The organism is Bacillus badius NBRC 15713 (genome assembly GCF_001591605.1).
Lineage (GTDB): Bacteria > Bacillota > Bacilli > Bacillales > Domibacillaceae > Pseudobacillus > Pseudobacillus badius.
On sequence record NZ_BCVF01000016.1, the window covers coordinates 77,739 to 83,738 of the forward strand.

A 6,000-nucleotide genomic window follows, 5' to 3' on the forward strand; every position below is an offset into this window, starting at 1 on the left:
AAAGAACAGATAAAAACGGCTTGTATACTGTTTGCAAATTCCATGCCACTTTTTCACAAAAAAGACACAATTCTACTATTATTTTCTTACTTTTCTTATTTTTCAGCTGATTCTCAACGCAAGAAAAGACAAAATAAGCGGAAGCGAAAAGAAACAGTCATACTTTTTTATGAAGAAATGCATTTTTTATTCATTTTTTCATATTTTTTGGAAAGAATAGTACACTAGCTTAAAAAAGAGAACGACAAAGAAGGCTGTCCAAACATCGGACAGCCTTCTTGTTTTAAATTTCTGTATTCCAATCTATTTTCTGCAGCGGACTATGACGAGAGGCGAATAATTTCCTGATAGTCGGCTTTTGTATCGATAAATATGGCGGGGACTTTTGCGGAAGGACACAATCTACAAATTGCACGCCAATAATGTAAGCCGTGGCATACTCTACCCAACTGGAATAGGAGGCTTGAGCGAGCCGGGCAGCCTTGATCATATATTCTTCTGCTTCATCCGGTTCCATATAGCCCAACTTCATGCCGTATCTGCTTAACAAGATACAATAGGCATAATCAAGCGCGGCGATATTTCGCGGAGACACCCGGCGGAGGTAGCGGTTAGTAAAATCCGCTCTTTTTCGAGATTCCTCTTTTTCATCGGGCATGGCTTCAATCGCTTCCCGGCGGCTTTCTTCCGGAATGATAGAGAGATAATTTTGCAACTGGGTGAATTCTTCTCTGCTTCCTGACTTCAGCAGATTGTCCAGCACGGGCTTCAACTGCTCCTCCTCGTGGATTTCCCATTGCTCTAACACTCCGCGCATTTTACTCATATTCATTTTAAACTGCTGGTTCACAGCAAAATAATAAGCAGATTTTCCGCTAAAGCACACAGAGGTCAGCGCATACAAATAACGCTCTTTTCTTCTTCGCTGTTTGAACTCTTCAAATGCCATATCATCCTCCCCCTTCTCAATAACGGGCCGCCCGCCAAGCCTTCCGTATCTCTCTAATAAATTTCCTGAAAATCCAAGCAAAAAATAACAACCATATACAACTCCAAAACCCAAAGAAGCTGGCGCTAATCTCCTCGACAAAGAAAGAGAAAACAAGCACTAAGACAAACTCGAAAGGATTCAGATAAACCATGTCGGTAAACACGTGCCAGCTATAAGCCATCAATGCAAACAGAAACATCATCTTTATTTTTGGAAGGCGGCCTAGAAAGAGAAGGAGCTGCTTCCCTGCACCAGGTTTTTGCAGTTCCTTATTCAATTCACTAAGCGGCGGCCGTTCATTCGCTGGCAGCTCTTTGATCATGCGCACATGAATAGCCGCCAAATAAGTGACTGCCTCGCTGGCATTCGGTTCCATTTCCTCGATCCGCTTAAATATGTTTCTTGACTCCGCCAGCTGATTTTGTTCAAACAAGCTTTTTCCATAAATGCTGAGTGTATCGATATGGTCCGGCTTGGCATCAAGAATGATCTTGCATTGCTGTATCGCTTCCGGCAGCTGTTTTGATTCATAAAGAGTATAAGCAAGCATCATCCGTGCTTCTATATCATCCGGATTGATTTGCATCACCTGTCCGAGCGCTTCACTTGCACGCTCCAGCCGTCCCGTATGCAAATACACGCTTCCTTTCAGCCGCAAAAGCTCCGGGTCGCCTGTAAAAATCGCTTCTGCTTTATGAAGCCACTCTTCGGCCTGCTCCATCTCGTTCACAATCAGATGTTGCAAAGCACATTCCCTGCAGTAAAGATAGGCATCGAAATCTATGTTTTTCGCTCGCAGCAAGAACGAATAAGAGAGGCCCGGATAATAGGGTTTGACTTGATGTTGAAAATACTCGGAAAAGCGGTCCGATGCATAGTCCCAAAAAGGATGATCCTCGTCGAAAGCTTCCTGGCTCCATTGAAAATTGCTGTCGAGCAGCTGCCAGATGCTTTTTGGCAGGAACGGATAATCTTCCAAAAAAGCCAGCAGCCGCTCGCTTGCTTCCCTTTTCAGCTCGAAATTCCAAATAACATCTGAATCGAGAAGAGCCGTCCACTCCTCAATATCAATGCGTTCAGCGAAATTCTCATAAAGCTCTTCCACTCTGTTCATGAATTCATCGATTAATTTTTCGTTTCTGCGAAAAGGGTCCTGGTAGTCTCTCCAGTCAACAGGCGGAGGCGTGGGGATATGGACGTCAGCCTCTGCATAGTTATCCATCTCCACGGCTGCTTCCGCTTGATCATTCCCCCCTATATCATATTCCTCTGCCCTCACGCCGGCTTCCACTGGTACAGACGCTCTTTTGACCGCTGTTCTCTGGTATTTAACAGCCCAATCGTAAGCTTCCCTTAGCCGTTGATAGCCAGCCGGGTCCTCTTCTGGATGGTGAACTTTTAATTTCCGGGCATATGCTTTTTTTATAGCTGACAGCTCTTCCGTAGGTTCAATCTCCAATATGTCCCACGCTGTCATTAATAATCAGTCCACCTTTCAAGCGAAGCCAGTTCTGCCTTGAATACCTGAGCCGCTTTTTTAATGGCTATTTCATCTTGTGAAGCCAGCACTCGCTCGAATTTTTCCAGTATGAAGGCTACCTCCTCGCGCTTATCTCCTAAAGCTTCTTCATACAATCTTTCTCCCTTGGCAAGCAGCAATCTATTTTCCGTTCTTTCCCGAGGATGAATTTTAATAGCTTTCAATTCTTCCATTCTCTGATTCATTTCCGCTTCTGACAGGGAACCAGGATTTTGCTCGATCATGATCGTCTGTTTTTCCCCTGTGCTGAGAATGGTTACCTCTACCTCTAACAAGCCGTTCAAATCATAAGTATAACGAACATCCACCGCCTGCTCTCCTGCCGGGGATACAGGAACTTTAACAAGCATTTCCCCCAGCTTCAAATTATTTTCAATGCGCCGGCTTTCCCCTTGATATACATCAATCAGGATGTCGCTTTGTTGATCGTGCATGGTATAGAAGCGCTCTACTTTGCTGACCGGAATCGGGGTGTTGCGCTCAATGATCGGCTTAAAATGCCCCTCATCAATTTGATGGTTTCCTAGCCGCTTGGCAATGCTTGTTCCAAGCGTATACGGGCAAACGTCCGTTAAAATCAGTTCCTGCAGCGCTTCGTTTCTTTCCTTCAGCGCTACTTGCACAGCGGCTCCAATTCCAACCGCTTCGTCTGGATGGATCGTGGAAAAAGGCAAGCGGCCAAACATTTTGCTGACAACCGTTTTTATAATGGGCATTCTCGTTGCCCCGCCAATCAAAATAACAGCGTCAATTTCCTCTATGCGAAGAGACGCATCGCTTAACGCGCGTTCTACCGGCTGGCGCAGCCGTAACATTAACGATCTGGCGAGCTTTTCAAATTCACTTCTGCTCACCTGCACTTCAAAAGTCTCTTCGCCGTATGTAAATTGCATGCTTCCTGTATGACTCCCCCCAAGCTCCCGCTTGCATAGCTCCGCTTGCTTCCACAAAGCAGAGTGAGCATTTGCATCAAGTTCCTGCGGATCAATCTTTACAGACTCAATAAAGTGAGAGAACAGCAGATTCGTAAAATCCTCTCCTCCTAGAAAGTTATCGCCAGCAATCGACTTTACTTCCATAATTCCTTCGAACAGTTCTAAAATGGATACATCGAAGGTGCCCCCGCCTAAGTCAAATACAAGAAACTTTGTATCGGACTCTTCTAAATGAAGACCGTAAGCGATAGCCGCCGCAGTTGGTTCACTGATCAGCCGTTCAACCTTTAATCCGGCAAGCTCAGCCGCCTTCTTAGTGGCCTTGCGCTGCCTGTCGTTGAAATACGCCGGCACACTGATCACTGCCTCTGTTACCTCCTCGCCAAGGTAAGCTTCTGCATCACTTTTCAAAGCTTTTAAAATAAAGGAAGAGAGTTCTTCCGGAGTAAATGTATAGGAGCCTAATGAATAAGTTTTTTCGCTTCCCATGTATCTTTTAAACGCCGAAACTGTCATGTGCGGATGAGAGATTAAACGCTCTTTAGCAATTTGACCAGTTAAAATTTCGCCGTTATCGTCGACACTGACAATCGACGGAGTAAGATGTTCACCGAGAATGTTCGGTATAATAACTGGACGATCTTCCGACCAGTAAGCAACAATACTATTAGACGTGCCTAAATCAATACCAATGGTTGTCATCAAAATTCCCTCTTTTCAACAGTTCTTCCACTGTTCATTACCTTTTACAACATTTAGTATAAATATAAAAAACATCCTAATCAATAAGAACTGCTATTACATTTGCTTCGGCCAATAAAAACTGCAGCCTCTTGCGCTTGTTTTTCAAATAAAAAAGCATACCGCGGGGATCAGGCATGCTTTTTTCGTTTATTATTGATTCAGCCGGCTGATGAAGTCGTGCAATTTATCAAGCGATGTTAAAGTTAAATTGCATTTTTCACTATCCCGGCAAATATAATTCCCTCTTTTTTTGAAGGTTCCTTTGTCTGCTCCTTTGACTTCGGCGCTAAATAGACCGATCTCTTCATAACCGTGGCAAATCGTGCAAATCCCTTTTTTGCCGGCATATTTAAACGTTCCTTGCACTCCGATCAGTTTTTGATGATGATTAGCAACTAAATACATTTTGCTTGACCCCTGGTCGTTCCAAGCCAGATAAGATATTTCCCGCAAATCCATTGATTCCAAGTCCGGCAGCTTTAGCTTCTTAGCTTTCGGGAAGAGTTTTTTCAGAGTTTGTTCCGACACCTTGTTAAAAGGAATGACATAACGCTTTAGTCCATTCAGAAACTTTTCTCCCTGCTCTTTATTCTCCACCTCTGTCACCGGGCTAAGCAGCTGCCGCTGCTCTTCCGTTAAGCTGGTGAATGCTTCTATTACATTTTCTTCCGTCATTTCTTTTAATGCTTTTAATACCCCTTCATGCTGGGCAGCTGCATGCCCGTTCACAAGATTTTTCACTTGTCTTTTAATTAAATTATATTGATCATTTCTTATAAATGCTTCCATGGTTCTCACTCCTGTTCATTCTTCTTTCTACGTTATACGATCGGCCTGTTTTTTAAAAGGCAAAGAATGACTAGGAAACAAATTTGCCATAAAAAGGGCTTGTCTTCATGGCGCGGCCGCTTCGTGCCATGAACCCGCCAGCCCTTTTCAAATAAAGACCTTTATCTATCAAAAACAGGCGGAGAAAAATAGCTTCTTTTTCTCCGCCTTTTTTATTTAGGGACTTATCGGACAGCCCCGTCATGACATACATGATTTGACATACACAATTTTTTTGACGGTTTCCACCGACAGACAATAGTCGTCTGCTAACTGAGGAATCGTTTCACCATTCCGGAACGCCTTGCGGATCGCCGCATTGCGCTCATCAATCAGCTGCCGTCCGCCGGAACGGGCTCCCCACTTTTCATATGAACTTTTTGGCTTGGGAATATAAATCGTTTCCCCTTGCACATACTTTTGGATTTCTGCAATTAAATTTTCTGGTAAAACAGCGGTTGCTTTTACATACTTCACTTTTGCCAGCTCCTTATTTTTTAAAAGTAAAATAAGGTGCAAAGCCAAAGGATAGGAAACACACTAGCAACACACTCAGGCGATGGCTTTCTCTCATCACCCCATGCAAAGTATCGCCTCTCCACCCTCGGGCTTTGCATGAGACGCTGCAAACTTTGGCAATCTGCTTGAAATCGCCATATCATCACCTCCCCGCTCTTTATTATACTTCCTCCGCGGAATAAAAATCCAGATTCCCAATGGCCTGCTCTCTTTTGAGCGCACTCCAGCCCGGTTGCTTGAAAACCATTTGACAAGAGAAGAAACCGGCGTAATGCCACTCATTCCATCTATCACTCAGGCAATAGTTTTTCTCTTACATGTGACATTGCGAACTCTTTTTTCTAGTTAAAAGCTTACGTTCTTTGCATAAAAAGAAAAGAAAACCAGTGTACGCGGCAAGCGAAGCACTGGTTTAGACTATGGGTAGAAGCTATTGATTTCCA

At 43.9% G+C, this 6,000-nt stretch carries 5 protein-coding genes; all 5 read right to left on the reverse strand.

What is annotated here, in order from left to right:
• Positions 1-283: 283 nt before the first annotated feature.
• The 5 genes from BBA02S_RS10100 to BBA02S_RS10125 all read right to left on the reverse strand — a co-directional run bounded on the left by BBA02S_RS10100 (position 284) and on the right by BBA02S_RS10125 (position 5,515).
• Positions 284-949, reverse strand: a complete 666-nt coding sequence (locus BBA02S_RS10100) for a DUF1266 domain-containing protein (RefSeq protein WP_052475238.1) — start codon at positions 947-949, stop codon at positions 284-286.
• A 16-nt stretch (positions 950-965) separates the two neighbouring features.
• Positions 966-2,468, reverse strand: a complete 1,503-nt coding sequence (locus BBA02S_RS10105) for a J domain-containing protein (protein WP_041099388.1) — start codon at positions 2,466-2,468, stop codon at positions 966-968.
• Entirely contained in the window at positions 2,468-4,168 is a 1,701-nt protein-coding gene (locus BBA02S_RS10110) for a molecular chaperone HscC (protein ID WP_041113022.1), read from the reverse strand. Before BBA02S_RS10110 ends, BBA02S_RS10105 begins: the two co-directional genes overlap by 1 nt.
• A gap of 192 nt (positions 4,169-4,360) precedes the next feature.
• On the reverse strand, positions 4,361-4,999 hold the full coding sequence (locus BBA02S_RS10115; RefSeq protein WP_041099384.1) for a FusB/FusC family EF-G-binding protein: 639 nt from the start codon (positions 4,997-4,999) through the stop codon (positions 4,361-4,363).
• Positions 5,000-5,239: 240 nt separating this feature from the next.
• Entirely contained in the window at positions 5,240-5,515 is a 276-nt protein-coding gene (locus BBA02S_RS10125) for a CD3324 family protein (RefSeq protein ID WP_041099380.1), read from the reverse strand.
• Positions 5,516-6,000: the final 485 nt, after the last annotated feature.

Coding starts and splice junctions, on each gene's coding strand:
- BBA02S_RS10115 (WP_041099384.1), bottom strand. CDS start 4,999: ATGGAAGCATTTATAAGAAATGATCAATATAATTTAATTAAAAGACAA.
- BBA02S_RS10110 (WP_041113022.1), bottom strand. CDS start 4,168: ATGACAACCATTGGTATTGATTTAGGCACGTCTAATAGTATTGTTGCT.
- BBA02S_RS10100 (WP_052475238.1), bottom strand. CDS start 949: ATGGCATTTGAAGAGTTCAAACAGCGAAGAAGAAAAGAGCGTTATTTG.
- BBA02S_RS10105 (WP_041099388.1), bottom strand. CDS start 2,468: ATGACAGCGTGGGACATATTGGAGATTGAACCTACGGAAGAGCTGTCA.